4 protein-coding genes are annotated in these 1,803 nt (G+C 43.9%); 3 read left to right on the forward strand and 1 reads right to left on the reverse strand.

The features are described 5' to 3' along the window. Nucleotides 1–290 precede the first annotated feature (290 nt). The 3 genes from ACZMB2_RS14145 to ACZMB2_RS14155 all read left to right on the forward strand — a co-directional run bounded on the left by ACZMB2_RS14145 (nucleotide 291) and on the right by ACZMB2_RS14155 (nucleotide 1,522). A complete protein-coding gene (locus tag ACZMB2_RS14145; protein ID WP_487597190.1) occupies nucleotides 291–626 on the forward strand; it encodes an ATP-binding cassette domain-containing protein in 336 nt (111 codons plus the stop codon). Next, nucleotides 623–781, forward strand: a complete 159-nt coding sequence (locus tag ACZMB2_RS14150; RefSeq protein ID WP_262536078.1) for a hypothetical protein — start codon at nucleotides 623–625, stop codon at nucleotides 779–781. The genes ACZMB2_RS14145 and ACZMB2_RS14150 overlap by 4 nt, the downstream gene beginning before the upstream one ends. Nucleotides 782–874: 93 nt before the next feature. Then, nucleotides 875–1,522 (forward strand): cupin domain-containing protein, encoded by a 648-nt coding sequence (locus ACZMB2_RS14155; protein ID WP_337641331.1) that lies wholly within the window; start codon nucleotides 875–877, stop codon nucleotides 1,520–1,522. Nucleotides 1,523–1,602: 80 nt separating this feature from the next. Here the strand turns inward: ACZMB2_RS14155 and ACZMB2_RS14160 are convergent. Next, a partial coding sequence (locus tag ACZMB2_RS14160) for a rhamnogalacturonan lyase family protein (protein ID WP_487597189.1) occupies nucleotides 1,603–1,803 on the reverse strand: 201 nt, incomplete at its 5' end.

The raw sequence follows: 1,803 nt of genomic DNA on the forward strand, positions 1-1,803 counted from the left end.
TTCAGAAAGTACAGCTTTCTGTTTTTTCAAGATTTTTACTGCTTGTCTAGTATACCATACCGCTGACAGAAATACAACTTTGACTTTTCTTACAATTTGACATACTAGAGGAATGCCCGCAGTTTTGACCATGCCGTCTCATCCCAGTCATGGTCGATCTCGATCTCATCTGACTTAACCTAGGGGCAAGCCCCTAGGGTTCCATTGACGAAGTTCTAGTACCTGCGTACATCTCAAGGACTTTTTCATTAGAGGCAGGACATATCTTATCGATTCTTGGGCCAAATGGTATCGGAAAAACAACTCTTTTAAAATGCATGATCGGTCTTCTTTCATGGAGCAGCGGTCATTCGCTTTTAAACGGTCAGTACATTCAGCAATTAAAGGCTAAGGAAATCTGGAACACGATATCCTATATTCCGCAGACACATGGCTTTTCTTTCTCCTACACCGGCCTGGAAATGGTCATGATGGGCCGAAGCTCACACCTTGGCCTCTTTGAGCAGCCGGGCACAAAGGAGATTGAGATGGCAGAGGCGATGATGGAAAAGACTGGAATCACACATCTTGCCGCGAAGGATTGTAACCGCATGAGCGGCGGTGAATTGCAGATGAGGCATTTATGATGAACAGAAATGGGGACCGATTCTATGGGAAGGCAGCAGATATCTTGAATGAGGAAAATATTTCCAAGTCGTTTGATGTAAATGTCATCGTGGATGAGGTCATGTACAATGACCGTAAGCTGAGAAGCATTATTCCTGTGTCGCTTACTGAATAAAACTCTTGCAAGTTCCAAGACTTATAGGGTACAATAATGAATAGTATAAAATTACGATTATGCTGAATAGCAAATAGAAGGGAGTTCACTTTTATGGCTGGCGCATTTATAATAGAACAGCTGCGTCCAATCAAGGATGGAATGACTATCTCACGCGATGCAAAGATGGGACAGACAACTGCGGTTACATTCTTTTCTCTTGGCAAGGATACGTCCATCAGTCAGGAGCGCTATGATGTAACATCCATTTACATTGGTGCAAAAGGAACTGCTGATTTTCTTATTGGAGATCAGGCAAAAAAGGAGCCGGTATCAGACGGTGACTGTCTTATCATTCCTGGCGGCACCCTCTGCGGAGTGGAAACTGCTACCGGAACAGTTTATACAGAAATTATTATGAAAAAGGAGACAAACATGAACAGTATTGTAAAATCTGGAGAAGTAATGAAGCTGAAGGACTTAATCTCTTATGAGGAGGGAAGTATTGCAAATCTTGACGTTGTAAGCAACAGCACCATGAAGTTTGTGCTGATGGCATTCGATGAGGGAACTGGTCTGACACCACATCGTGCACCAGGCAACGCAATCATCTTCGCACTCGAAGGAAAGGCTACTATCGGTTACGAGGGCAAGGATTACACTCTGTCCGCAGGTGAGAATTTCCGTTTTGATAAGAATGGTCTGCACAGCGTTACTGCTCAGGGCAAGTTTAAGATGGCTCTGCTGCTCGTTCTTGAGTAATCACATTTAAATACAGCTAAAAAACCTCCCGGAAGAAATTTTCTTCCGAGAGGTTTTTTGCTGTTGATACCTTCATAAAACTACCGGGTAGTCACCGTCGATGCCAGCGCTGGCAGCACATACTTCCACTCCATATCGCTTGCCAGATAAAACTTTGTATAGCACGGCTGGTTGTAGCAGTTATTCTGCCATGCCACGCCGACGCGGTACTGAATGTCATGAAGAAGCGTAAACAATTTATGTGCTGACAGATCTGTGTTTGTGTAGATACGCACTGCACT

The organism is Hominiventricola sp. (assembly GCF_057604405.1).